This window comes from Blautia sp. MSK.18.38 (assembly GCF_024460535.1).
Lineage (GTDB): Bacteria > Bacillota > Clostridia > Lachnospirales > Lachnospiraceae > Blautia_A > Blautia_A fusiformis.
Window position 1 is genome coordinate 65,523 of record NZ_JANFYP010000005.1, and the last position, 26,358, is coordinate 91,880.

The 26,358-nt window shown below is 46.0% G+C and carries 20 protein-coding genes; 4 read left to right on the forward strand and 16 right to left on the reverse strand.

Annotation, left to right across the window (positions count from 1 at the left end; all coding sequences use genetic code 11):
* Positions 1–123: 123 nt before the first annotated feature.
* Together typA and adhE are read left to right on the forward strand one after the other, a co-directional pair.
* Positions 124–1,956 carry a translational GTPase TypA gene (typA, locus tag NE638_RS04835; RefSeq protein ID WP_044962244.1) on the forward strand — a complete coding sequence of 611 codons (1,833 nt, stop codon included), beginning with the start codon at positions 124–126 and terminating at the stop codon, positions 1,954–1,956.
* Between the two features lie 789 nt (positions 1,957–2,745).
* Positions 2,746–5,382 carry a bifunctional acetaldehyde-CoA/alcohol dehydrogenase gene (adhE, locus tag NE638_RS04840; protein ID WP_118608878.1) on the forward strand — a complete coding sequence of 879 codons (2,637 nt, stop codon included), beginning with the start codon at positions 2,746–2,748 and terminating at the stop codon, positions 5,380–5,382.
* Between the two features lie 155 nt (positions 5,383–5,537).
* Here adhE and NE638_RS04845 read toward each other — a convergent pair whose 3' ends face one another.
* From NE638_RS04845 to NE638_RS04910, 14 genes are all read right to left on the reverse strand, one after another.
* The gene (locus tag NE638_RS04845) at positions 5,538–6,728 is read right to left on the reverse strand and encodes a pyridoxal phosphate-dependent aminotransferase (protein WP_118608879.1); all 1,191 of its coding nucleotides are present in this window, start codon (positions 6,726–6,728) and stop codon (positions 5,538–5,540) included.
* 156 nt (positions 6,729–6,884) lie between these two features.
* Positions 6,885–7,439: a phosphatase PAP2 family protein gene (locus NE638_RS04850; protein WP_118608880.1), complete on the reverse strand. Its 555-nt coding sequence runs from the start codon at positions 7,437–7,439 to the stop codon at positions 6,885–6,887.
* A 354-nt stretch (positions 7,440–7,793) separates the two neighbouring features.
* On the reverse strand, positions 7,794–8,468 hold the full coding sequence (locus tag NE638_RS04855) for a V-type ATP synthase subunit D (RefSeq protein ID WP_021975777.1): 675 nt from the start codon (positions 8,466–8,468) through the stop codon (positions 7,794–7,796).
* 14 nt (positions 8,469–8,482) lie between these two features.
* The gene (locus tag NE638_RS04860) at positions 8,483–9,856 is read right to left on the reverse strand and encodes a V-type ATP synthase subunit B (protein WP_015526254.1); all 1,374 of its coding nucleotides are present in this window, start codon (positions 9,854–9,856) and stop codon (positions 8,483–8,485) included.
* Between the two features lies 1 nt (position 9,857).
* Positions 9,858–11,627, reverse strand: a complete 1,770-nt coding sequence (locus NE638_RS04865; protein WP_173745844.1) for a V-type ATP synthase subunit A — start codon at positions 11,625–11,627, stop codon at positions 9,858–9,860.
* A 24-nt stretch (positions 11,628–11,651) separates the two neighbouring features.
* Positions 11,652–11,972, reverse strand: a complete 321-nt coding sequence (locus NE638_RS04870; RefSeq protein ID WP_173741227.1) for a V-type ATP synthase subunit F — start codon at positions 11,970–11,972, stop codon at positions 11,652–11,654.
* Positions 11,965–12,936, reverse strand: coding sequence for a V0D/AC39 family V-type ATPase subunit (locus NE638_RS04875; RefSeq protein WP_118752864.1), 972 nt, complete (start codon positions 12,934–12,936; stop codon positions 11,965–11,967). The genes NE638_RS04870 and NE638_RS04875 overlap by 8 nt, the downstream gene beginning before the upstream one ends.
* 30 nt (positions 12,937–12,966) lie before the next feature.
* On the reverse strand, positions 12,967–13,560 hold the full coding sequence (locus tag NE638_RS04880) for a V-type ATP synthase subunit E (protein ID WP_173745845.1): 594 nt from the start codon (positions 13,558–13,560) through the stop codon (positions 12,967–12,969).
* A gap of 19 nt (positions 13,561–13,579) precedes the next feature.
* Positions 13,580–14,050, reverse strand: a complete 471-nt coding sequence (locus NE638_RS04885) for a V-type ATP synthase subunit K (RefSeq protein ID WP_022427342.1) — start codon at positions 14,048–14,050, stop codon at positions 13,580–13,582.
* Between the two features lie 4 nt (positions 14,051–14,054).
* Entirely contained in the window at positions 14,055–16,061 is a 2,007-nt protein-coding gene (locus tag NE638_RS04890; RefSeq protein WP_015526260.1) for a V-type ATP synthase subunit I, read from the reverse strand.
* A 16-nt stretch (positions 16,062–16,077) separates the two neighbouring features.
* The gene (locus NE638_RS04895) at positions 16,078–16,386 is read right to left on the reverse strand and encodes a V-type ATPase subunit subunit G family protein (protein ID WP_022427344.1); all 309 of its coding nucleotides are present in this window, start codon (positions 16,384–16,386) and stop codon (positions 16,078–16,080) included.
* Between the two features lie 313 nt (positions 16,387–16,699).
* Positions 16,700–17,797, reverse strand: coding sequence for a substrate-binding domain-containing protein (locus NE638_RS04900; RefSeq protein ID WP_161209355.1), 1,098 nt, complete (start codon positions 17,795–17,797; stop codon positions 16,700–16,702).
* Between the two features lie 140 nt (positions 17,798–17,937).
* Positions 17,938–18,636, reverse strand: a complete 699-nt coding sequence (locus NE638_RS04905; RefSeq protein WP_092069748.1) for an RluA family pseudouridine synthase — start codon at positions 18,634–18,636, stop codon at positions 17,938–17,940.
* Positions 18,637–20,935: 2,299 nt separating this feature from the next.
* Complete coding sequence (locus NE638_RS04910) at positions 20,936–23,194, reverse strand: hydratase (RefSeq protein WP_173745846.1); 2,259 nt, start codon at positions 23,192–23,194, stop codon at positions 20,936–20,938.
* Positions 23,195–23,424: 230 nt separating this feature from the next.
* Between NE638_RS04910 and NE638_RS04915 the strand changes: the two genes are divergently transcribed.
* Both NE638_RS04915 and NE638_RS04920 read left to right on the forward strand, forming a co-directional pair.
* Positions 23,425–23,691 (forward strand): hypothetical protein, encoded by a 267-nt coding sequence (locus tag NE638_RS04915; RefSeq protein WP_015526267.1) that lies wholly within the window; start codon positions 23,425–23,427, stop codon positions 23,689–23,691.
* 32 nt (positions 23,692–23,723) lie between these two features.
* Positions 23,724–23,924, forward strand: coding sequence for a hypothetical protein (locus NE638_RS04920; protein ID WP_021651433.1), 201 nt, complete (start codon positions 23,724–23,726; stop codon positions 23,922–23,924).
* A gap of 289 nt (positions 23,925–24,213) precedes the next feature.
* Here NE638_RS04920 and NE638_RS04925 read toward each other — a convergent pair whose 3' ends face one another.
* Together NE638_RS04925 and NE638_RS04930 are read right to left on the reverse strand one after the other, a co-directional pair.
* On the reverse strand, positions 24,214–24,813 hold the full coding sequence (locus tag NE638_RS04925) for a hypothetical protein (RefSeq protein ID WP_022427348.1): 600 nt from the start codon (positions 24,811–24,813) through the stop codon (positions 24,214–24,216).
* Positions 24,814–24,962: 149 nt separating this feature from the next.
* The gene (locus tag NE638_RS04930; protein WP_118608885.1) at positions 24,963–26,351 is read right to left on the reverse strand and encodes a UDP-N-acetylmuramoyl-tripeptide--D-alanyl-D-alanine ligase; all 1,389 of its coding nucleotides are present in this window, start codon (positions 26,349–26,351) and stop codon (positions 24,963–24,965) included.
* Positions 26,352–26,358: the final 7 nt, after the last annotated feature.

The window sequence follows — 26,358 nt, forward strand, 5'->3', positions numbered from 1 at the left end:
ATGAAAAACCAAAAATATTTTTTTATGTCTTGTAATCTCACAAAAATGTGATAGACTATAAATTTGGACATCATTTTTAACAAAAAAGATTACTTATATATGGAAAGAAAGGATTTGGATTATATGAAGACCAAGCGTGAAGATGTTCGTAACGTGGCCATTATCGCCCATGTCGATCACGGTAAAACAACACTTGTTGACGAGCTTTTGAAACAGAGCGGTGTTTTCCGTGAGAACCAGGAAGTCCAGGAACGTGTCATGGACTCCAACGATATTGAGCGTGAGCGCGGCATTACGATTCTCTCCAAAAACACCGCAGTTCATTATAAGGATGTAAAAATCAATATCATCGATACTCCAGGTCATGCGGACTTCGGCGGCGAGGTAGAGCGTGTGCTGAAGATGGTAGACGGCGTTATTCTTCTTGTGGACGCCTTCGAGGGTGCCATGCCTCAGACTAAATTTGTACTTCGTAAAGCTCTCGAACTGAACCTGCATGTTATTGTCTGCATCAATAAGATCGACCGTCCGGAAGCACGTCCGGAGGAGGTTGTCGACGAGGTTCTGGAGCTTCTCATGGATCTGGACGCATCTGACGAACAGCTGGACTGCCCATTCCTGTATGCCTCCGCAAAAGCCGGCTATGCAGTTCGTAACCTTGAGGACAAACCTGAGAATATGGCTCCGCTTTTTGAGACCATCCTTGATGCGATTCCTGCTCCGGAGGGAGATCCGGACGGAGATACGCAGGTTCTTATCAGCACCATCGACTACAATGAGTATGTAGGCCGTATCGGTGTCGGTAAGGTTGAGCGCGGAACCATTTCCGTGAACCAGGAGCTGATGCTTCTGAACCATCATGACCCTGACAAACACGAGCGCGTAAAGATCAGCAAACTCTACGAATTTGACGGACTGAACAAAGTTGAAGTTAAAAGCGCTACCATCGGAGCTATTGTTGCAATCTCCGGTATCGCGGATATCCACATTGGAGATACCCTCTGTGCAGGAGACAACCCGGAGTCCATTCCGTTCCAGAAGATTTCCGAGCCAACAATCTCCATGAACTTCCTTGTAAACGACAGTCCTCTTGCAGGACAGGAAGGTAAATACATCACTTCCCGTCACCTTCGTGACCGTCTCTACCGTGAGCTGAACACAGACGTCAGCCTTCGTGTAGAAGACACCGATACAACCGAGTGCTTCAAGGTTTCCGGCCGTGGTGAGCTTCACCTCTCCGTTCTTATTGAGAACATGCGCCGTGAGGGATACGAGTTTGCAGTCAGCAAACCGGAGGTTCTCTATCACACAGACGAGCGTGGACGTAAACTGGAGCCGATCGAAATCGCATACGTTGACGTTCCGGAAGAATTTTCCGGTACTATCATCCAGAAACTCAGCGAGCGTAAAGGTGAGCTTCAGGGTATGAGCACAGCAAGCGACGGAACTGTACGTCTCGAGTTCTCCATCCCCTCCCGTGGACTGATCGGATTCCGTAACGAATTCCTTACCTCCACCAAGGGTACCGGTATCCTGAACACCATGTTTGACGGATACGCACCATACAAGGGAGACTTCCCGTACCGTAAACAGGGTTCCCTCATCGCTTTCGAGGCAGGCGAAACTGTTACCTACGGTCTTTTCTCTGCTCAGGAGCGTGGTACTCTCTTTGTCGGACCTGGCGAGAAGGTTTACAGCGGTATGGTCATCGGACAGAACGGAAAGGCCGAGGATATCGAACTGAATGTCTGCAAGACCAAGCACCTTACCAACACCCGTTCCTCTTCCGCTGACGATGCACTGAAGCTTGTTCCGCCAAAGATCTTAAGTCTTGAGCAGGCCATTGAGTTCATCGACCAGGATGAGCTTCTTGAGGTAACACCGACAAGCCTTCGTATCCGTAAACGTATTCTGGACTCCAGAGACAGAAAACGTGCCGCATTCCGCAAAAGCTGATCGAACCTGGCTATCATTTACTGTTGAGCAGAAACCTTTTACAGTAATTCGGCGCAAAGCCACATAGTGAATGCGGATGCTTTTATCCGCCTGACCTATATTTATATAAACTGCCATATGGGAAGCATTTCCTGTATGGCAGTTTTTTTTCTGCATTTCTGAAAAAAATCACGATAATTTCCGCCTAATTATTCTGAAATTTTAAATAATTTCAAGTTTTTTGATTTCTTATGTTATCACGCTTTACTTTGCTACAATATTTTTGTGAATTTTTTATCAAAATTACTCCGTATTTTTGTGAATTATTCATCGAATTCTCTATTGACGTCTGAAATCAGTTAAATTATAATGTGCGCATGATCATTTGACAAAAGTTTAACGTTAATGTTTTAACCACATGTTGCGTTTTATCTTTTGCCCGCCCTTCATATGTGTGCATGTTTTTTGTCAGTGCTGACAATTTTTTAACATGTTCTTTGTGCACAGTGCTGAATTTCAAAAATTTTTTTTAAGATTTTTCCAATAATTCAGCGTTCCGCAAAGTAAAATTTACAGTATTTTCCCCTAATTTTTTGTTCGTCATTTTGCACATAGCGACAAAATTCAGAATTTGCGTTTTTTTCAGAATTTTGATACTATATCAGTATCAAAGCTGAAAATTCAATCAGATTGAATCAACAACGAAACGCAACGCGGGGACTTACAAAAACTCTGCAGCATCTGCCGGCGAAAAAAGGATAAGCCCGCAGGACCACAGACCATTATCATATGAAAACAGGAGGATTCCACATGGCAAAGAAAGAAACTATCCCTACCATCATCGACACTCCAGAAGCCCTGACCGCGAAAATGGCTGCAATGAAAGAGGCACAGAAGATCTTTGCTACCTACACACAGGAGCAGGTCGACAAGATCTTTAAGGCAGCTGCTACTGCTGCTGACAAGATGCGTATCCCACTTGCCAAAATGGCTGTTGAGGAAACAGGCATGGGTATCATGGAAGACAAGGTTATCAAGAACCATTACGCAGCAGAGTATGTTTACAATGCATATAAGAACACTCAGACATGTGGTGTTGTAGAAGAAGACAAGGCATACGGACTCAAGAAGATCCTGGAACCTGTAGGACTGATCGCTGCAGTTATCCCTACAACCAACCCGACCTCCACAGCAATCTATAAATCTCTTATTTCCCTGAAAACCCGTAATGCGATCATCATCAGCCCGCATCCGCGTGCTAAGAAATCCACTATTGAAGCTGCAAAAGTTGTTCTGGAAGCAGCTGTTGCCGCAGGTGCGCCGGAAGGAATCATCGGATGGATCGATATCCCAAGCCTTGACCTTACCAACATGGTAATGCAGAACGCAGATATCATCCTTGCCACCGGTGGTCCCGGAATGGTCAAAGCAGCTTACTCCTCCGGTAAACCGGCTGTTGGTGTAGGACCCGGAAATACACCTGCCATTATTGATGACAGCGCAGATATCCGTCTTGCAGTTAACTCCATCATCCACTCCAAGACCTTTGACAATGGTATGATCTGTGCTTCCGAGCAGTCCGTAACTGTTCTGGAGAGCATTTATAAAGAAGTGAAGGAAGAGTTCCTTTACAGAGGATGCTACTTTCTTAAAAAAGACGAGATCGAGAAGGTCAGAAAGACCATCCTTATCAACGGTGCACTGAATGCCAAGATCGTAGGACAGAAGGCTGCTACTATCGCTGAAATGGCAGGCGTTACTGTACCGGCTGAGACCAAGATCCTGATCGGTGAGGTTGAGTCCGTTGATATCAGCGAAGAATTCGCACACGAGAAGCTTTCCCCTGTACTTGCCATGTACAAGGCCAAGAATTTTGACGATGCTGTTGCAAAGGCTGCGCAGCTCGTTGCAGACGGCGGCTATGGTCATACCTCTTCCCTCTACATCAACGTAAATGAAACAGAGAAGATGGATAAATTCGAAGCAGCTATGAAAACCTGCCGTATCCTTATCAATACACCTTCTTCCCAGGGTGGTATCGGTGACCTTTATAACTTCAAGCTTGCTCCATCCCTTACTCTTGGCTGCGGTTCCTGGGGCGGTAACTCCGTATCCGAGAACGTTGGTGTCAAACACCTTCTCAATACCAAGACTGTTGCTGAAAGGAGAGAGAATATGCTCTGGATGAGAACACCGGAAAAGGTTTACTTTAAGAAGGGCTGTATGCCGGTTGCTCTTGATGAGCTCGGTACTGTTATGGGCAAGAAACGCTGCTTCATCGTAACAGACTCCTTCCTCTACAAGAATGGCTACACCAAACCGATTGAAGATAAACTGGATCAGATGGGCATCGTTCATACATGCTTCTCTGATGTAGCTCCTGACCCGTCTCTCGCTTCCGCCAAAGCCGGTGCCAAGGCTATGACAGCCTTTGAGCCAGACTGCATCATCGCTCTTGGCGGCGGTTCCGCAATGGATGCCGGCAAGGTTATGTGGATGCTTTATGAGAATCCGGACGCTGACTTCTCCGATATGTCCATGGACTTCCTGGATATCCGTAAGAGAGTTTATACATTCCCGAAGATGGGTAAAAAAGCTTACTTCGTAGCGATCCCAACCTCTTCCGGTACAGGCTCCGAGGTTACTCCTTTCGCCATCATCACAGATCAGGATACCGGCGTTAAATGGCCACTGGCTGATTACGAGCTTCTCCCGGATATGGCGATCGTAGATACCAATAACATGATGAGCGCACCGAAGGGACTTACCCGTGCTTCCGGTATCGATGTTATGACACATGCCATTGAGGCTTATGTTTCCATGATGGCTTCCGATTACACCGATGGTCTTGCACTGAAAGCGATCAAGCTTGTATTTGAGTATCTGCCGCGTGCATATAAAGATGGCAATGACGTAGAGGCCAGAGATCATATGGCTAACGCTTCCTGCATGGCAGGTCTTGCATTCGCCAATGCATTCCTCGGCGTTAACCACTCTCTCGCTCACAAGCTCGGTGCTTTCCACCACCTGCCACACGGTATCGCAAACGCAGTTGTTCTTCTGGATGTTATGCGTTACAACAGTGCTGAGGTTCCGACTAAGATGGGTACTTTCCCACAGTATCAGTATCCGAAGACACTTGCACGCTACGCTGAGATCGGACGTTCTGTAGGTCTTACAGGCAAGAACGATGCAGAAGTATTCGAAAAGCTTCTTGCTAAACTGGATGAGCTTATGAGAACTATCGAGATCCTGCCGACGATCCGTGATTACGGCGTAGATGAGAAACATTTCCTGGAAACTCTGGATGAGATGTCCGAGCAGGCCTTCAATGACCAGTGTACCGGTGCCAACCCGAGATATCCGCTTGTATCCGAGCTGAAAGATATCTATCTGAAAGCTTACTACGGAGAAATGCCAAATAAAGAAAAGAAAAAAGCCAAATAAATGTGGAACATCCTTTTAATGAAACACAGTCGGGAGTCTATTCACTCCCGGCTACGTTTCATTTGCTTATTCCCTCTTACAAAAGATCCCCGATACAGGGCTGCATGAACAGACTGTACCGGGGATCTTTTATTCAACTGCTTGGTAATGATCGTTTATTTCAAGCCATACTCTGCTGCAAGTTTTTTAAATTCAGGAAGAGAATTCACAATTGTCTCATAGGATACACAATATGCAAGTCTCACATAACCGGGGCATGCGAAGGAGCTTCCCGGTACCATAAGGATGTTATATTTCTTACCGGCTTCACAGAAGGCTTTTTCGTCTTCAACCGGAGATTTTACAAAGAGATAGAAGGCACCCTGTGGTTTGATGCACTCAAATCCGCATTCTTTCAGGCCATTATAAAGTGCCTGCCGATTTTTATCATAAGCTGCAAGATCCGTCTTGGCGTCTACACATTTTGCAACTACCTTCTGGATCAGGGACGGTGCATTTACACAGCCAAGTGTACGGTTTGCAATGGTTGCTGCAGAGATCAGCTCTTCGCTTCCGTCTGCCTCATCAGGGATCACCAGATATCCGATACGTTCACCCGGAAGGGAAAGAGATTTGCTGTAGGAATAGCCTACAACAGTATTGTTATAATATTTCGTCAGGTATGGGACCTCCACGCCATCATAAGCCAGCTCACGGTATGGCTCATCGGAGATCAGGTAGATCACAGTTCCGAACTCTTTCTGTTTTGCTTCCAGGATTGCGGAAAGCTTCTTGATCGTTTCTTCTGAATATACAACTCCGGTAGGATTGTGTGGGGTGTTTACGATAACCGCTCTTGTCTTCGGTGTGATCTTCTGCTCAAACTCAGCGAGATTTGGCTGGAAAGTTGTGGTATCTGGAGAGATTTCCACAAGGACACCATCATAATTGCGGACATATGCACCGTATTCCAGAAAATAGGGTGCAAAAACGATCACCTCTTCTCCAGGATTCAGGATTGTTTTCAGGATCACATTCAGTCCGCTTGCAGCGCCGACGGTCATGATCAGATTCTTTGCGGAAAATTTTGTATCGAAACGTCTGTTGAGGGATTCTGCGATGGTCTGGCGTACATCCTCAAAACCTGCATTGCTCATATAGCCGTGAAGAATAGTCGGATCCGTAGTGTTTACAAGCTCGATAATTGCTTCGCGGACGCTGTCCGGTGCCGGTACACTTGGATTTCCGAGACTGAAATCAAAAACCTTGTCTGCGCCGTATTTCGCACGGAGGCGGTTTCCTTCCTCAAACATCATACGGATGGCGGAATTATTTTTTACGTAGGGTTTCATTTTTTCTGATATCATTTTGTGCTCTCTCCTTTTATCCGATTTTACAGGGTTTCATATCATTATTTCTACCATAGTCAGAATCTGTTGTACTGTCTACAATTTTACCCCGTCTTGCTTCAGCGTGTCAATACTTTGTCCAGGTAAAGTGCTTCATATTTCCTATGGACAATGCTAGTGTACCTGTTTGTCTTCCGGTTTCGTTCGCACGATCCATACTGACAACGTGCTTCCCACCAGCGCGATCACGAATCCGGTCAGAACATCTGTCGGATAATGGACACCCAGATACAGTCTGGAAAATGCCACCAGTGCTGCCAGGACTACTGCCGGGATTCCGAATTTCTTCGGAAGCATCCGGAGCATTACCAGAGCAACGGCAAAGGATGCTGTGGTGTGACCTGACGGAAAAGAGAAATCCTTCGGTTTGGTGATCATAGGGATGAGAGCTTCGATTTCCGCAAAAGGCCTTGGTCTTGCCACTATATTTTTGAGAAGCAGGTTGGTAACGATTGCCCCGAAGATCAGGGACAAGGCTGCCGCATAGCCTGTTTTTCTTGTCTTTGGAACAGCAAGAAGAACAACTGCACAGAGGATCCAGAACCATCCTCCGTTTCCCAGAAATGTAACAGATTTCATAAATGGTGTCAGCATATCCATTCTTAAATATCGCTGGATCAGGAGAAGGATTTCTCCGTCCAGCTGTTGTATTGACTGTAAAATATTCATATACCTCTTACTGATCAGACGCTACCGCAATCTGCTTTGCCAGCTGTTCATAGCCATGCAGCTGCCCGGCAGTTTACCTGGTCAGATCAGCTTTCTCCTCTTTCTTTATTTTTCATTTCTTTATTTTTCAGCAGACAGAGCAGCTTTCTTTTATATTTCTGCATCTGCAGCTGTCTGATTTACTTATTATCTATTATACTGTATTTTTCTTGATTTTCTGATAACAAAAGCTAAATATTTTATAAATAAAACGCCCCTGCACTGCCGAAATTTCACACAGTACAGGGACATCTCCTTTCCGTTACTTAAAACTTTCTATATAAACTTTTCTTTTTCTTTCAGGATGGCTGCGCTTTACGCTCCGCGCTCTGCCTCCCGCTCCTTATAATGATGTGCCTCCTCCAGCATCATATCTTTCACCTTCATCAGTCGGATCTGGGTACTTCTCTCGTTCTCATCCAGCTTCATGGTGATGTATTTGATGTTTGCCTGTGCTTCCGGTATGATGACATGCTCCAGGGCATTTACACGACGCCTTGTTTTTTCGATCTCGGAAGCCATAAGCTGACAGGCCTTTTCCACTTCTGCCAGACGAAGCATATCCGGCAGGATGTCTGCCAGGGATTTTACCGCTCCGTCCAGATCACTGGATGTAAAAGCAAAGCCATAGGAATAGATATCGTTAGCATCCGGTGTTCTTGTTTTGTATTCAAAAACAGGAATATCCACACTCATGACATTCTTTTTTCCGGTTTCCAGATAAACTTCCTGCTTGGGAGCCATCAGTGCCGTATTCAGCGTCTCCTCCGACATTCCTGCTTTTGCAATGACAAAATTGGTGTTGGCGCTTCGGATACCGGCTTCTACTTTTTTTCGCAGCTCCATATTCTCCCGTACCAGATCCAGGAACTGTCTCATCAGCTCGTCCCGCTTATCCTTCAGAAGCTTATGGCCACGTACTGCAGTCACCAGCTTCTTTTTCTGCTTCGTAAGCTCCATACGGGTAGGATTCACCTGTGTTGATGCCACAAATCATCCCCCCTTTATACTTTTCCGTAATACTGATCAAGGAATTTGTCATCGATACGTTTCAGCTCGCTTCTCGGAAGAATGGAAAGCAGCTTCCAGCCGATGGCCAGTGTTTCCTCAATATCACGGTTAGCCTGATAGCCCTGGGAAACATATTCCTTCTCGAAAGCATCTGCAAATTTTGCATAAATCAGGTCAATATCGGAAAGAGCTGCCTCACCAAGAATGGTCATCAGCTCTTTGGCCTCTTTACCACGGGCATATGCGGCAAACAGCTGGTTCATGGTGTTTGCATGGTCTGCTCTTGTCTTGCCTTCACCGATACCCTTATCCTTCAGTCGTGACAGAGACGGAAGAACATCGATGGGCGGTGTGATTCCCTTACGGTAAAGCTCACGGCTCAGGATGATCTGTCCCTCTGTGATGTAACCGGTAAGGTCCGGGATCGGATGGGTCTTATCATCCTCGGGCATAGTCAGGATCGGAACCATGGTGATACTTCCTGATTTTCCTTTCTGACGGCCTGCACGCTCATAAAGAGAAGCAAGATCTGTGTACATATATCCGGGATATCCACGACGTCCCGGAACCTCCTTACGAGCCGCGGAAACCTCACGGAGCGCATCCGCATAGTTTGTGATATCCGTAAGGATTACAAGAACGTGCATGTCTTTTTCGAAGGCAAGATATTCAGCCGCTGTCAGTGCCATTCGCGGAGTAGCGATACGCTCAACAGCCGGGTCATTTGCCAGGTTCACAAACAGAACAGTACGATCTATAGCTCCGGTTTCCTTAAAGCTCTCTACAAAGAAGTTTGACTCCTCGAAAGTGATACCCATGGCTGCAAATACAACGGCAAACTGCTCATCTTTTCCGCGTACCTTCGCCTGTCTTGCGATCTGTGCTGCAAGCTGTGCATGGGGAAGACCGGATGCGGAGAAGATCGGAAGCTTCTGTCCACGTACCAGGGTGTTCAGTCCGTCAATCGCAGATACACCCGTCTGGATAAACTCCTCCGGATAGCTTCTGGCCGCCGGATTCATGGGAAGTCCATTGATATCTCTTCTCTCTTCCGGAAGGATCTCCGGGCCGTCATCAATGGGACGTCCCAGTCCGTCAAAAACACGGCCCAGCATATCGCCGGATACACCAAGCTCCATGCTCCGTCCCAGGAAACGTACCTTGCTGTTGGAAAGGTTGATACCCGTGGAGCTCTCAAACAGCTGCACCAGTGCATTGCTTCCGTCGATCTCCAGAACACGGCATCTTCTTGTTTCGCCATCGGCAAGCTCGATCTCACCAAGCTCGTCAAATGCCACATCTTCAACGCCCCGTACCAGCATCAAAGGGCCGGCAACTTCCTGTATGGTCCTATATTCTTTTGGCATTTTACAGGCCCTCCTTTTCCAGAAGTTCTGCAGTCTCTGCTGCAAGCTGGCGGGTTACCTTCTCATACTCTGCTGCCAGCTGATCTTCTTTTGTATATTTATAACGGCCGATCTGCTCACGTACCGGAAGCTTTACGATATCATTGATATCCGCACCCTGTTTCAGCGCATCCAGTCCCGCATCATAAAATGCAAGTACCAGACGCATCATATTGTGCTGTTTTTCCAGAGATGTGTAGGTATCGATCTCGTGGAAAGAGTTCTGGTGGAGGAAATCCTCTCGGATGGAACGGGCTGCTTCCATTTTCAGTCGGTCACCCGGAGAAAGCGCATCCATACCTACCATCTTTACGATTTCTTCCAGCTCTGCCTCTTCCTGAAGAAGGGTCATCATTCTCTGACGGAGCTTCATCCAGTCATTCGCTACATTTTCGTCAAACCATCCGCCAACGCTGTCCAGATACAGAGAATAGCTGGTCAGCCAGTTGATCGCCGGGAAATGACGTTTGTATGCAAGGTTTGCGTCCAGTCCCCAGAATACCTTTACGATTCGAAGTGTAGCCTGGGAAACCGGCTCGGAAATATCACCACCCGGAGGAGATACGGCACCAATAGCGGTCAGAGCGCCTTCTCTTCCATCTTTTCCATTACAGATCACGTGTCCGGCACGCTCATAGAACTGTGCAAGACGGGAACCAAGATATGCAGGATAACCTTCCTCGCCTGGCATCTCCTCCAGTCGTCCGGACATCTCACGGAGAGCCTCAGCCCATCTGGAAGTAGAATCTGCCATCAATGCTACGGAATATCCCATATCACGGAAATACTCCGCAATTGTAATACCTGTATAGATCGACGCCTCACGAGCTGCAACCGGCATATCTGAGGTATTGGCGATCAGAACCGTACGCTCCATCAGAGACTGTCCTGTTTTTGGATCCTTCAGCTCCGGGAACTCGTTCAGAACGTCTGTCATCTCATTTCCACGCTCACCGCAGCCGATATAGACCACGATATCTGCCTCAGCCCATTTTGCAAGCTGATGCTGGATAACCGTCTTGCCGCTTCCGAACGGGCCGGGAACTGCTGCCACACCACCCTTGGCAATAGGGAACATGGTATCAATAACACGCTGTCCTGTTACCAGAGGCTTGGCTGGCGGAAGTTTCTTCTTATATGGACGGCCACGTCGTACCGGCCAGTGTTGCATCAGGGTCAGCTCTTTATCGCCGTCTGCTGTGGAAAGAACTGCAACGGTCTCATCCACGGTAAACTCGCCGGATTTAATTTCCTTCAGAGTACCTTTCATATTGGGAGGTACCATAATCTTCTGTGTAACAACGATAGTCTCCTGAACGGTTCCAAGAACATCGCCGCCCTCCAGCTGATCTCCCACCTTCGCAACTGGAATGAAATTCCATTTTTTATCCCGCTTCAGGGCAGGAACCTCAACGCCTCGTTTCAGGTTGTTGCTGCCTGCTACCTTCATGATGTCATCCAGCGGACGCTGGATTCCATCGTAAATGCTTGTAATAAGGCCAGGACCAAGCTCCACGGAAAGGGGCACCTCCATGGACTCTACCGGTTCTCCCGGACGAAGTCCTGAAGTCTCCTCATATACCTGTATGGAAGCCTCATCTTCATGCATCTCAATGATCTCACCGATCAGACGCTGGCTGCTTACACGAACCACGTCATACATATTTGCATCCCGCATACCCTTGGCAATTACCAGCGGTCCTGCCACCTTCTTAATGGTTCCTCTGCTCATCTGAACCAATCACCTGCTTTCTTGTCACTCATTACTGAAAAGAATATCGGAGCCAACTGCCGTCTCCACGGATTTCTTTACATTTTCGATACCTGCACCTGTATTTCCGGAAATTCCGGGAATCTGAATGATCGCAGGCATCAGCTCCTCACTGTATTTACTGATCTCTGCGGAAAGCTGGGCCGCCAGCTGTTCCGTAATATAAATAACCGCATATTCACCGGCCACCAGACGGTTAAGCTTCTCTTTACCTTCTGCAGGATCCTCCACCGGAAAAGTATCAAGGCCAAGAGCCGCAAACCCGTAAATGCTGTTATAATCACCTAAAACTGCGATCTTATACATACATTTCCCTTGCCCTTTCCCGGATAAACTCTTCCGGAAGGCCGCTGCGCTTTCCGGTGAGAATGATCCGCACCGTCTTGATCTCATTTTCACGGGCAAGCACATAAGCTACCAGCGGTCCCAGTGAAAATGAATTGTACAGCTGAGGGCGGATGGTCTCCATGATCTGGTTATCACACCATCTCTCAAAAGCGGAAGCTGATTCCGCCAATGCCAGAGCTCCGTCCCCATATTTCGTTTCTGCCAGATAACCCATGATCTGATCCATTCCGCTTACTGCCGCGTGGATCAGTCTTTCCTTATCCAGTGTGTCACATTCTGCCATGGCTTTTTTCATAAAGTCCGAACTTTTTCCTGTTTTGCAGGCACGGACTGCGATCCGGATATCTGCTACCGCTACCGTGGATTCCGCATACTGCCGGACGATCTCTTCTTTTGACCGTTCTCCGGCTTTTTTTATGGCATCCAGTGCTGCCCTGTCTACGATAATATCCGCAAGCTGTCCGTCTCTTGTGTGCAAAAAGGTCTCATAGGCTTCTCTTGCCGCTTCCCGCATATCCTCAGGAAAACGATCATATTCCTTATCTGTCAGGAATTTCACCATATCCTCTCCGTCAATGGAACAGTCGCTGAAAAAAATATTCGGCGCTGCCCCTTGCAGGATGCTTGCCTTCACAGCCGCTTTCAGGTTATGGAAAAGATCCTGATAGGAAAGAACAGAAAACACAGATCGGTCCGCTACCAGCGAATCCATGATCTCCCAGATCTTTTCTCTCTCCCGAGAAAGAATGGCGTCCGCACCGGCTGCAGGATCACCGTTTCCCCAGCCCTTCTCTGTAAGGATCTGAAGGCACTGCTGCTCATCCTGACATGCCAGAAGCTGCTCGATCGCTGCCTGATTCAGAAGTCCGGTCTCCAGAACACGTATCCGCGCCACCGCATAGGCATAATCTTCACCAAACATCATTCACGCCCTCCTTTTTGCGATGGTGTTTTACGCAAACAAAATCTTTCTTACCTGATCCAGAAGCTCATCCCGCTTCTCTGCGAACATGGCATCAATGGAACAGTTTTCCTCAATGCCGCCGTATATCAGGATAAAACCTCCGTCTATGTTTCGGGTTTCACCGGAAATTTCCAGCACACCACCCTTTTTCTGTGCCAGGCTCTTTATTTCCTCACGGAAACCTGCCGGCATACGTTCCAGATCCTTTTTTGAAAAACAGATCTCTCCTTCTCTTGGAAGAAGATATTTCTCAGCCATATTCTTAAGGATCCCAAAATATTTTTCTTCATCCAGATTCTTCACACGGTCACAGGCATCTGCGATCACATTTCCGATCAGCTCCTGCTTGGCTGCAAGAACTGCGGTACGCTTCTTCATATCTGCAGCGGAAGCTGTCCGCTCTTCATAGCTTTTCACCTTTGCCCTGGACTGTTCTTCTCTCTGCTGCCGGATCTTATCTGCCTTTTCTCCGGCTTCCCTGAGGATCTCTGCGGCTTTTTTCTCCGCATCACTGATCATAACGGCTGCAGAAGCATCGGCCTCTTCAAGAATCTGGCTTACCATCTTCTCTAATCCTGTCATGCTCTGCCCTCCTGATGAATCAAACCTGAATTCCGCTGACTGCAAGAATGGAGATCAGAAGAGCCAGAATCGCATATGTCTCAACCATTGCAGGGAAAAGCATGGCTTTACCGAACTGCTCCGGTTTCTTGGCTACAATACCGATGGAAGCTACGGAAGTTTTTCCCTGATGGATCGCAGAAAGAAGACCTGCGATAGCGATCGGAAGACAAGCCACAAAGATCATAAGACCGGTTTCCAGGGAAATATCAGCAACACCTCCGCCCAGGATACCAACCTTGGAAAGTGCAAGGAATGCTACCAGCAGTCCGTAAATACCCTGCGTACCGGGAAGAAGCTGAAGAAGCAGAACCTTGGCAAATTTGTCCGGGTCTTCTGTTACAACGCCTGCTGCTGCACGGCCGGCTGTACCAACACCGATGGCGGAACCTATACCTGCAAGAGCTACGGAAATTGCTGCTCCCAATAATGCCCAAATGATACCACTCATAATATTAATCCTCCTTAATATCTACATATTTTGTATTTTCGCGGAAGGGGTGGAACTCTTTTCCTCCGCCCTCAAAGAATTTGCCGAAAAACTCTACGTACTGTAATCGGCAGGTGTGCACGTATGCACCCAGAAGATTGATCAGAAGGTTAAAGATATGACCAATCACAAATACAAGGATAAATACGATCCATCCCAGAATACTGTCTCCCAGCATACTTCCCATCTGGTTCATAACTGATGCGATAACTCCGGTGGCAAGCCCCAGGGCCAGAAGTCTGGAATAGGAAAGGATATCACTGACCCATCCCGTGATATTGTAAAGATCATAGGCTCCAAGCGCCAGCCTCAGGAATGGATTCTTCTTATCTCTTCCTGACATGAAGAGAATTCCCACCGCACCGATGATCGCCATCCATTTTCCGACCTGTATCATTGCCGGTGAAAGGTTCAGATCCATCTGAGAAATAGAACGGAACATGCTGCTTGGGATAAAGATCAGGATCAGTCCCATAAGAAGCAGGAACCAGAGTACTACGTCACAGAAAAAGTCGAGATATTTTTTGTCACGTAACAGCATGTAGCCCTTAAGACCCATTCCCAGAAACATATGAATCAGGCCAAACAGCATGGAGAACACCAGAAGTCGCATTGGCTCATTTAACGGTGCAAACCATACCGGCTTCACCGTGACCGGCCTGTGCAGATATACCTTCGAAAATACATCGATAAAATCTCCGAAATATCCGCCAAACATCACGCCCCAGAACAAAGTGGACAATCCACAGTACATAAAAAGCCGGATGGATTTCTGCATTCCGCTCTCCATCCTGGGGAACTTCAGAAGTACTCCCAGACAGACTGCAAAGACGATCAGTCCATATGCTGCGTCTGACAGCATCAGTCCGAAAAGAAATACATAGCAGGCTGTCATGATCGTGGAAGGATCGATCTCTCCCTTTCCGGGAAGACCAAATGCTGCCAGAACTCCCTCTCCTGCTGCTCCGAATTTGCCGTTCTGAAGGGCAACCGGAACATTTTCTCCCTCAGCATCTTCTGCTTCAAAAACAATATCGTACTTCTCCGTAAGCCGTTTCTCCATTGCAGAAACCTGTTTCTTCGGAAGATATCCTGTCACAAAAAAAGTGCTCTCCGACTGGCGGAGCTGTCCTAATACCTCATATTTCTGTGCACGGATCCGGAAATAATCGGACAAAAGCTGAAGAGAGCTCTTCCTGTCGTGAAGAGCACGTATCTGTTCCCGGATCTGTTCGGACTCTTCCTGAATGCGTACCACTTCATTCTTAAGGTTCTCCAGCTCCTGTGCCGGAACCTCTGATACCAGCTGTGCCGGTCTTGCAAATCCCTGCATCCGAAGCGCTTCTTCCAGTTCCTGTGCCTGTGCTTTCAAGCAGACAACCACCAGGCTCAGCTTACCGGCGTCATTTGAGATTTCCCGAATGTCAAAGGCTTCAAGCTGTGGTGCATCCGCTGCCAGCTGACTGTATACCTGATCCAGAGTTATATTTCCATCAATACTTCCCACAAGTACCGCTGCTTTCGCTGTACCGCCGAAGTTCATCGGAATATCCAGCTTCAGCCATGGAGCAAGAGCTGCTTCCTGCTGTTCTAGCTTAACTGCCGCCGCACTGTTCTCTGTAAGCTTCTTCCGGTATCCCTGAATTTCTCTGGCTGTTCTCAGGATCTCTTCCTGATCCCGGATAGCTTCTTCCTCCTGCTTCCTTCCGATCAACGGTTTCCCTGCCAGGGATGCCAGCATGGATTGCTTTTCCTTCGAAAATTCATCCAGTATTTCGATTGCCTGATCACAAAGGGATGCGTTCTTCTCAAAGATCAGCCGGGCATTCATAGTATCCATCGTCTTAAGCTCCGGATCCAATTCCGCTGCATCGATCTCCAATACTCCAAGTGACTGCAGTTCTTCCAATATGGCCTTACGGTTCTTTTTCATTGCGCAGATACTGATTCGCTGCATCTGCAATACTGCCATTTTCGCACTCCCCCTCTCAGAACAAACTGTCCATTACTGTCTGGATCGCCTGCTCGTGCTTCGACTCCGCTTTCTTTTTCAAAGCTGCAAGCTCTTCCTCCGCCTGTCCAACGACAGTGTTCTCTGTACTGTGTGCACGTTCTTCGGCTGCTTTCATATCAGATGCCGCCTGTTCGCCGGCGGCTGTTTCCGCCTTTCTGATAATATTCTCTGCCTCTTTCTCAGCTTCGCTGATGATACTCTGTGCACGGACGGATGCATCCTTTATCTTCTGCTGTGCTTTTGCCTCCGCCTCTTTCACTGCCTTGATCGTTTCCTGGATCATCTGATCACCGCCTCTCTGCATATCCAAATTGTACCACAATCGCTTTTTCAAAACAATGTTTATTATGCAATTTAACGATAAATTTATTTGTATTGTGTCAAAAAGTCGTCATATATGTTATATTTTTGCCATTTTTTCGCACACTTTTTATTTGTTTATTCTATTCATATTTTTTATTTTTATTCAAAAAAGCCATCAGCCCGATGAAAATGTTTTTTACATCTTCATCAGACTGATGGCTTTCAATTATGAACAGACGGTGAATGCGGACTAACCTATTCACCCGACCTACAGTGGCTATCTGTTCTATTTGTTAATTGTACAGGTAATTTGCAATGTCTTCGCTTTTGATATTCTCAGCATCGATCCATATCGGATCAAGTAAAACCTTCTTATCAATCTTTGTTTCCTTCTTCGGTGCAGTAGACTGAATAGCCGCCCACATGGTCTGATATCCCATCGCATAAGGATTCTGTGAAAGCACTCCCAGTTCTTCCCCTTTCTGGATCGCTTCCTGCTGTTTGCTGGTTGCATCTACGCCTACCATAGCAACTTTATTTTCTCCTGTGTCCTTATTTACCTCCAGAAACATTTCAGAAACCTCGGCATTGGTGCAGAAAACACCATCCAGTGCCGGATATTTATCCAGAACTTCCTTCATGGCTTCCTTCATATCATCAACCTGGTCAGAATATACGGTTTCCACCACTTTAATATCCGTATAATTTGCAATATTATCCAGAAATCCCTTTACACGTTCCTGAGCGCTCTGTGTTTTCTCCTGTGCGGAAAAAACAGCCACATTTCCCATTTTTCCAATGGCGCTGCCAAGCTTATATGCTGCATATTTGCCGATCTGTGTATTGTCTGTTCCACGGAAAGCTCTGACCAGCTTTGTATCACTGACATTGGAATCAAATGCGACCACCGGAATTCCGTTCTCTTTCGCTGCTTCCAGCTGTGCCTGACAGGAATCCATATCTCCGGCAGAAAGACACACTACAGCTGGATTCTCAGCGATCACTGCATCAAGAGTATTGATCTGACTTTCTACGTCCTCTTCATCATCCGGACCCTCAAAGGTCATCGTGATCTGCTTGTCTTTTTTGAAACCATACGCTTCATTTACGTCCTTGACAGCAGCTTCCATTCCTTCTTTTACTTTATTCCAGAACTCGCCTTTTTTGCTTTTGCTGACAACAGCTATTCTGGCACCTTCTTCAATAGAAAGAGTGTCATCGATCTCAGGGATCAACGGGCTTTTTTCTTCTTCCACTTCGGTTGCTTCAGGGGTTTCCTGGACATCTGCTACAATCGGTGCAACAAGCTTTTCTACTTCTTCTTTCTGACAGCCTGTCAGCAGGGTTGCCACAGCCAACAAGGCTGCTGACGCTACTGCAGCTTTTTTCATTGTAATCTCCTCTTCCTCGCTGGTTACTGTTCTTTATCGTCTGCCTTGTCCGTCCACAGTAACTTATACTTTACAAAAATCTTACATTTGGTTACTTGCTTTTTACATTATACACTTTTTCGTATTTCCGTCCAGAGTTTTTACACTTTTTTCACAAAATCCAGAAACGCGCTTCCTTGTGGCTCTGTTTCAAACTTCATCATTTTTCCTGTTCTGGGGTGTTTGAATTCCAGACAACTGGAACAAAGTCCCAGTGATGTACCTTTTTCTCCCGAAGGATTATATTTCCGGTCTCCGAGAAGGGGCAGTCCCTCATGAGAAAGCTGCACACGAATCTGATGATGCCGACCTGTTTCCAGCCTGATCTTAAGAAGTGTCCGGGATTTTCCGTTTATCTCCTGCTGATCCAGAACTTTATAGTGAAGGATCGCTTTTTTTGCTCCCGGTGTATTGGCAGACACCACCTGAGACATGTTGGCTTTTCCATTTTTTTTCAGATAGTCTGTAAGAGTCCCTTCTGAGCTCTTTGCTTTTCCCTCTGTTACTGCCAGGTAATATTTTCCGGCGCCTCCTGCCATCATCTGTTTACTCAAATTTCCTGCTGCTTCGGATGTTTTCGCAAATACAAGAATGCCTTCTACCGGCTGATCAAGGCGATGTACTACTCCCAGATATGGGATCTTTCCCGGTGTTTTTTGTGCCAGATAATTTTTCAGGGCACTTTCCATATCCATTGTTCCTATTTTTGCTGCCTGCACCGGCATTCCTGCTGTTTTTCTGCACACAAGGATCTCTTTGTCTTCATATAAAATATTTTCTTCAATCTGATAATTCCACATATTTTCTCATCTTACTTCCTTTCTCACAGAAGTATAACTGATGATGTTTTTGATGGCAACTGATAAATATAACTGTTCGGAAAAATCTCTGATCGAAAATTTTGCTCTCTGCTCGGATCATATTATTTTATCCAGGACTTTTCGGAACGGTTATATACTTAATATATGCAATCTTATATACACAACGAGACGGTCATCACTTTTTTTACTTTTACAGTTTCCAAAAATGATGACCGTCTCAACACTCTTCGTTATTCAATTTTTCTTCCTCTTCGTTCTTTCGAATAAAGTTTTCTTGTTATACTTATCAATCGAAATCTTTGATTTTATATACTTTATAAAATAATTTCGATTCTCTTTATTCAATTTTGAAATTTTTCTTTTTCAGATTCTCTCTTCTTTTTTATTTCCTGCTCATAAACGACTGATATATGTAAGTATATCTCTTCGATTATTTAGAAAGTTTTATAGATCAGAAATCATTTTTTACGATGTTTGATTTTCTGTTTATCTGAAGAATTTCGGTGGTTATACTTTTTCCTGTTCACTAAACAATTCTGGACTTAACTTCTTAAATTCAAAACCATTTGTCATCTCTGTACTTTGCGATCTGCTGATTCAAATCGACCTATTGGGATTTTCTCCTCTGCAGTTCTTTAAAGTATCCTAGAAAAAAGTTCCTGCCCGATTCTTCTGTTTTTAATATCCTCTCAGATATTCTTCTGATGCAAAGCTTCAATCCATATCCTAATGGTTCTGATATGCATTTCAAAGTATCGTTCTCATCTTCACGTTTGTTCTTGGAATCTCTTCTTTCCAACGAACCGGTGAGTTGAGGGTTTTACTCTTTCGGGAAATATTTCTTTACATATTTCCTGAAATCTTTGTATCAGGTGTGTGACAGTTGTTCAATATGAGTTACCGATTCTATATTACCTGAAATACTGATTTCCTTTTGTTTCTGATTTCTTAAAATATAAGTAAGATTTAAGAGGATCTTATTTATATTTCATAAAAGAAACTTCTGTTTTCTTAAGGTGTATCATATGTGATCTGTATCAGGTCTTTCTTGCAGGAAATTCGGTTCCTGTCACTCTCATATTGATGATGGTGTTTGTTTATGTTCCCACTGGAATCACCTTTTCCTTTCTTCATCCTTCATGTGCATCTATGCTATGAATTGAATGATTTTCTTTTTTGTTTTTCTCTTGTTGTTTTTGATGGTCTTATAATAACATCGTTGCGGGTATTTGTCAATACATTTTTGTGTTTTTATGTTATTATTTTTATTTATTTGTTTTATTAGGTGTTTATATTTTATAATTTGTTTGTAATTTTTATTATTTTCTGTTAATTTATACTATTGTGAAGTTGTGAAGGTAGGATATGTCGCGAACGGACGGCCGTGAAGGACGGGCGGGGCGGGTGAGGCTTCGGAGGTCTAGTGCTTCTAAGGCTGCGGGGATTCTGCTAAAACCGCTGAAAAAATCCCAGAACTCGCTAACGCTCAAACAGCTGGGATTTTTCCAGCAACGCAGCCTCCCCGCGGCCTAAGAAGTACTACGACTCCTGCAGAGTCACCCGCCCCGCCCGTCCTTCACGCCCTGACTTTCGAACATGGAAAATTAGTTAGAAAAGTTTCTGTGTGACTGTATTGGCACTGCAAACATTGCAATGTTTGTACTTTACAATGTTTGCAGGGGATTGAGATAAACTTTATTCGAAAGAACGAAGAAGAAGAAAAATTAAATAACGAAGAGTGTTGAGACGGTCATCATTTGTTGAGCTTTTCTTGATATTTTTACCGGGGCTGGGGTTTGTCTCTGGGAATGTCAGCGTGAGGTGTCCTGTGGGGAGCAGGGGCTTCGGAGTGAGCCTTTGGTCATACTTGGCGGCTGAGGTGACCTGTGGAAAGGTATTCTGCGGATACAGGCCGCAGAATAAGGCCCATCTGTCTGAGCCGGGTACGCATCAGCGTACATGGCGAGTTATGGGCCGGCCTTTTCACAGGTTGCCTCAGACGCTTAGTATGACCAGGCGAAACGACAGCCTCTGCTCCCCACAGGACACCTCACGCGTCCGCATCATCCAAATCCCATAAAAATAAGTATCCACAACCCTAAAAACTTCCCACAACCACACCTCTAAAAGTAAAAAAGCAGACCGGCGACCTCGATCAAAACGGTCACCAGTCTGCAAAACAACACGGAAATTCTTAAATTACTACATTCCGCTCTGCAGCATATTCATGAACACAGCTCCAACGCCTTCACGCTCTACATATGTTCAATCCCTGCATCTATTTACGATTATAATTGATCAGACAACCCTTAAGGATGATCTCTCTCTCATCATCTGTCAGCTCACCCAGAGTTACATCGAACTCCTTCAAAGAATCACCTTCAACAGTATATCCCTTGATCACGTCTGCCTTTTCCTCAACTGCCTTACGGATTCCAGGGAAGAACAGGTAATCACCGTTCTTGAACGGAAGATCTCCGGACGGGATCAGGAATGGAAGCATACCCCAGTTGATCAGATTGGAACGATATCTCTTGGTTGCATACTCATTGGCAATGTTTGCCCAGCCGCCAAGTACCTTCTGGCAGGATGCAGCCTGCTCTCTTGCGGAACCATCGCCAGGTTTCACTGCAAAGATGGTGCTTCCTACACCAAGGTTTGTCTTATCAACATCCGGATAGGATTTATGGATGGTTTCCATAACCGGTTTCAGTTCCGGAACTGCCTCAGCCGGGCACTGACCTGCCTGAATTGCCTTCTGTGCTGCCTGGATCTCTTTTGCACGGCCAACATAAGCCGGATCCTTTCTGGACAGTGTGAACTCTGCAAGTCCAAGCGGATTGGAACGGTAGGAGGATGTCTCACCGGACGGGATCAGCTCGTCAGTGGTAGTAACCGGATCGTGGATCTCGGAAACAACCTTCAGGATCAGGTTGTCTGCAAGTGCAGCCATCTCCGGCCAGTCTTTGATATTCGGTCCAAACTGGATCTCTACGCTTGGATCTGCCACGCCCTTGCTGTCAAATACACGGTTCTCGTAAATAGACTTATCGAAGTAGTATTTATGCTCGGAATAGCTTCCGTCAAACTCCTCTGCTGAGGTAAGGAATCCCTTGTTTGCTGCTGTAGCTGCAATGGAACGTGCATCCATAAGTGCAACCGAAGAGATCTGACCGTTCTGGATCTTGGAGCCTTCACGGTTCGGGAAGTTTCTGGTTGTATGACGGATACTGAATGCATTGTTTGCAGGTGTATCTCCGGCGCCGAAGCATGGTCCGCAGAATGCAGTTTTCACAACTGCGCCTGTTCCGATCAGTTCTGCAAGAACACCATTCTTAGCCAGTTCCATGTAGATTGGAGTACTTGCCGGGTATACACTTAAGGTGAAGGCATCATGGCCGATATTTTTGCCCTTGAGGATATCTGCTGCAGCGCAGATATTCTCGAATCCACCGCCTGCACAACCGGCAATGATTCCCTGCTCAACATAAAGCTTGCCATCAACTACCTTGTCTCTCAATGTGAACGGAATCTTTCCGTCAAGGCTTACCTGTGCTCTCTTCTCCACATCTGCAAGGATATCGTCAAGGTTTGCCTTCAGCTCATCGATGGTGTAGGTGTTACTTGGGTGGAACGGCATTGCAATCATTGGTTTGATCTCACTGAGGTCGATCTCTACACAGCCGTCATAGTATGCAACGTTGCCCGGTTTCAGTTCTTTGTAATCCTCCGGTCTTCCGTGAATCGCATAGAATTCCTCGATCTTCGCATCTGTCTGCCAGATGGAGGAAAGACATGTGGTTTCTGTTGTCATAACATCAACACCGATACGGAAATCTGCGCTTAAGCTGGCAACGCCTGGTCCAACGAACTCCATAACCTTATTCTTCACATAGCCGTTGGCAAAAACCTCGCCGATGATGGCAAGCGCTACATCCTGCGGTCCTACACCCGGACGTGGAGCACCTTTCAGATAAATAGCAACTACTCCTGGCATATTAATATCGTATGTCTGGCAGAGAAGCTGTTTTACAAGCTCCGGTCCGCCCTCTCCCATAGCCATGGTTCCAAGTGCTCCGTATCTTGTATGACTGTCGGAGCCGAGGATCATCTTTCCGCCGCCTGCAAGCATTTCTCTTGCAAACTGATGGATAACTGCCTGATGAGGCGGTACATAAACTCCGCCGTACTTTTTGGCACAGGTGAGACCAAACATGTGGTCATCTTCATTGATGGTTCCGCCTACTGCACAGAGGGAGTTATGGCAGTTGGTCAGTACATATGGTACCGGGAACTTCTCAAGTCCTGAAGCTCTTGCAGTCTGGATGATTCCCACAAATGTGATATCATGGGAAGTCAGTTTATCGAATTTGATCTGAAGTTTCTCCATGTTATCGGATTTATTATGAGCCTTGAGAATAGAATATGCGATGGTATTCTTAGCAGCCTCTTCTTTCGCTACAGGCAGATCAGCCTGGTTCTCGGGAATGATTTCCTGTCCGTTCTGAAGATAAACGCCGGTATCGTAAAGTTTCATTTCGGTTCCTCCAATCTGTAATGATTCTTTTTTTTTTCATAATTTCGTTTATTATAGAGGATTTTTACACATTAGTCAATAAAAGTGAGCACACCTGGTGCATTGTTTTGTATACAAGCGTTATTGTCCTGTGCTTTACTTTCCCTGCAAAATCCGCTATACTGAAGACCATATCGGACGGATATTCATATTCTGCCGGCTGTGGCAGTTTCAATACGGAGGTACTATTTATGTTTCGTTTATGGGGAAAAATATGGAAAGACAATCGCATGCTTCAGGACACCGTTGTCTGTGATGACAGCGATGATACCAGAACCCACAAGATCTTTCACGGACTTGAGGAAATCTGTTATCAGATGGATCTGGGAAATCCTATCTGGCTGGATGCCACAGTGCGGGATTTCAAAAAGCATGATAAGGCCCGTTTTTATCAGGATAATTTCATTGAACATATTGAATTCGACTACCTGGAGATCCAGGTGATCGAGGAAGACTGAATAACATATAAAAGGACGCAGGAAAGCCACGAATGCTTATCCTGCGTTCTCTTTTTTTAAAAATTCCCAATCTGGGAGGTATATTTCAGAAGATCATGCTTACTGCCTTTAATGAAGTTTATGCTCTCAGCCAGGAGAAAAATGTAACGCTCCGTATGGCAGCTTACATGGTTGCGATCAAGAGGATCACCACAGCCGGCAAGCTCCGTGGCGGCCCGATCTCCATGGGGTGATAAGGTATAGCTGATAAATTCCTTATCTTACACAACTGCATACATAAAAAAGCTCTCCGGCGGATACAGAGAATCGTATCTGCCGGAGAGTTTTTTATAAGTATATATTTCGTCAAGCGGATATCCTCAAGTCCCCACCTGCTGCTTATTGCTTTTCGCAATTGAAACAGGAAACTTACTTGATTCGGTTAATCTTCAGCATTTCCAAAGATCATTGCATCCGGTTTCCTTATTCCGGAATATCTTTGTGTACATTTCTGTATTTTCTCAAATATACCGGGATATGTTTTTACTCTGCATTCATAAACTCCCGTATGATCTCCCGCATGATCTCTTCCTCCTCCGGAGAAAGCATCTTGCTGAAGTGGCTTCCGGTAGCAGCCGTCTGACGGATACTTCTGGTGATCTTATCTACGATTTCTTCCTGCAGAACAGGATCCGGCTTTTCTGCGACCGGTACTTCCTCCACCCAGGTACGGACCTGTTCCACATAATCTGCAAGAGAAGCCATCACAAGCTCTTCCTTATAAGAAAAGTCCAATGCCTGACGAAGAAGAAGCAGTACTACCGGCACTGCCGCCCCTATATAAAGATAAAGCATAGACAATCCTTCCCTGTATCCCAGTCTGCTGTTGAGAAAAACAGACAGTCCCAGAAGAAATGTACAAAACAGTGACGGATACCATACAAATCGGTTCATCCGATGCCAGAGCCTGTCCCTTGACTTCCACAGGTTCAGCCATTTTTCTTTGAGATTCTGTAATCGTTGCGTATTTCGGATCATTCTTCGGTAGGTAAGGTTTGTTGCCAGCATCCCCAGACCGCCGATACATCCCATGGATGTCATGACGTAAAGCGGGATGTTCAGCTTCATGATCATCTCCAGCATAAGCCCTCCCTTTTTCACTGCCGCACAGTGCCTGAGCGTGCTTTTGTTCTTTAGCCGCACTGCTCATCGCCTTAGGAATATTATACTTCTATATAACTTAACTGGAAAGAATTTTCGTTCGTCAAATGCTGCCCCTGTTTTTGGTCTTTTTACATTTCCTGCAGTGCTTTGACTACATTTTCAAATTTCATGAAGTGAGAAGCCTTTACGAGGATGGTATCTCCAGGTTTCACATATGTGTTCAGGTTCTTAAGAAGGCTTTCCAGATCTTTTTCCCGGATGACTGTCAGGTCTGGATTGGTCTGAGATGCCTTTTCCGCGATATGGGCTGCAAGTGGTCCTACGCAGATGCATGCATCGATCCTGCACTGACCTGCATGAACGCCTACACCTTCATGAAGTGCAGCTTCATCCGTTCCAAGCTCACCCATATCGCCAAGAATGGCAACCTTTCTTCCAAGTCCGTCCTGAAGAACATCCAGGGAAGCCTTCATGGACATGGGATTTGCGTTGTAGCAGTCATCTACGATCATGAATTTACCGGTCTCGATCATATTGAATCTTCCGCTGACCGGTTCCAGGCTTTCGATGCCATTTTTGATCTGCTCTGCATTCAGTCCGTAAAGTCTGCCCACAGCTGCTGCTGCCAGTGCATTGGATACCATATGACGTCCCGGCATTGGAATATCTACATGAAATGTCTGGAGCTCTCCGTTCTCTGCCATTTTTCCTTTCAGACAGATGTCACAGCTCATTCCCTTCAGGCCACGGCTTTCCACATTTTCACAGGTAACAGAAGCATTTTCTCCGTTTCCGAAAAATACCGGCTGCATGCCGTTGTATTCCTTTACTGTGGAAAGCTTATCATCATCACCGTTAAGTACGATATTTCTCTTCACATACTGAAAAATCTCTGTTTTTGCCTTCAGGACGCCGTCTCTGTCCCCAAGGTTTTCCAGATGGCAGGTTCCGATGTTTGTGATCACGCAGGTGTCCGGTTTTGCGATCTTTGCAAGACGGGTCATCTCACCGAAATCACTGATTCCCATTTCCAGAACTGCGATCTCATCTTCATCACGAAGGCGGAATACTGTCAGTGGAAGTCCCAGCTCATTGTTGAAATTCCCCTGGGTTTTCAGTATACGGTATTTTTCCTTCAGCACAGAGGCAATCACCTCTTTTGTGCTGGTCTTTCCAACGCTTCCTGTGATTCCCACAACCGGAATATCAATCTGCTCCAGATAAAACTCCGCAATGTCTTTTACTGCCTGAAGGGAGGAGCCTACCTGGATATACGGATGATCCGCCCCTTCAAGAGTTCTCTCGGATAAGGTCGCGAGTGCACCTGCTTCCATTACCTGCGGGATAAAACGGTGAGCATCCACACGCTCTCCTACTACCGGTACAAAAAGACCTCCTTTTTCCACCTTACGGCTGTCCGTTGTGATCGCAGTCACTTCCTCCTGAAGTTTTTCCTGCGGGCCGTGGTAAATACCATTGCAGACTTTTGTGATATTTTCCAATGTAAGATTTTTCATGAATAAA